We start from the raw sequence: 1,163 nt of genomic DNA on the forward strand, positions 1-1,163 counted from the left end.
CGTGTGTGGCTGCGCGAGTTTTCTCGATCACGGCTGTATCCCGCATAAATTTCGGCTGGTGCCGGGTGGTTAGCAACGCGAACACGGGACCGCGCCCCACATATTTCCTCAACCTCGGGAGCGACCCAGGGTTAAAGCGAGGTTTCGTATTTCGTGGGCTCTTACCTTCAGAATTTCTCATAGTTTATTCTATCCGTGGGCACAAAAATTGTGTCCGCACGGATAGAATATCCTGCAAACCACGCGTTAGTGCGGGGAATTAAACCAGATTAGCTCGCCTTTTGAAGCTGGGCATACAGCCGCAGGCTTTCGTTGGATAGCCCGCGCGCGCTATCAACCGATTGTAGAATGCTGTGCATGCTCTCTTCGATATTGGTAACTGCCCCGGCCGTATTATTCATATTCGACGAGATATCGAGGGTGACGGCGGTTTGTTGTTCGATTGCGCCCGCCACGCCCGACACCAGATTCTGAACGTCGGCCATTGCGCCACTGATCTTGTTGAGCGCCGTCGAGACGCCACTGGAGATCGATTGAATCCCAGTGATTTCCCGAGCGATCGATTCCGTTGCTTGCGCAACCTGTTGGGCGAGCGTTTTTACCTCGCCGGCGACCACCGCAAACCCGCGTCCGGCTTCGCCCGCGCGCGCCGATTCGATCGTGGCATTGAGGGCCAGCAGATTGATGCTGGAGGCGATATCTTGAATGAACTTCGTCACGCTGGACATGGCTTCCGCCGCAACGATGAGGCGATGGGCCTCGTCATCGGCAACGGAAATATAATCCATCGCGCCGTCGACGGAGGTTTTCGACCGAACCACGCTATTGGCGACCTCGCCGATCGACGCGGCCAATTCCTCGGCGCTGGCCGCAACCGTCTGGAAGCTTGAGGAGGTTTGCGTTGCGGCGCTGGCAACCAGGCCCGTTTGATGGTTGATGCCGCTGATCGACTGAACGATCTGGGCTAGGTTCGTATCGATTTGCTGCCCGACGACTTCCGTCCGAAGGCGCTGATTTACCGTCTCCGTTACGTCAATGGCATATTTGACCACTTTAACCGGGCGACCTTGCGGGTCGAACACCGGATTATAGGTAGCTTGAATCCAAACCTCCCGCCCACCTTTACCGATCCGCTTGAATTCGTCGGAAATAAACTGCCCTTG

The 1,163-nt window shown here is 56.1% G+C and carries 1 protein-coding gene; it reads right to left on the reverse strand.

What is annotated here, in order from left to right:
• Positions 1 to 269: 269 nt before the first annotated feature.
• The coding region (locus VZ95_RS19110) for a methyl-accepting chemotaxis protein (RefSeq protein WP_045777277.1) at positions 270 to 1,163 on the reverse strand (894 nt) is incomplete at its 5' end.

Origin of the sequence: Elstera litoralis (genome assembly GCF_000963705.1) — a bacterium.
Classification (GTDB): domain Bacteria; phylum Pseudomonadota; class Alphaproteobacteria; order Elsterales; family Elsteraceae; genus Elstera; species Elstera litoralis.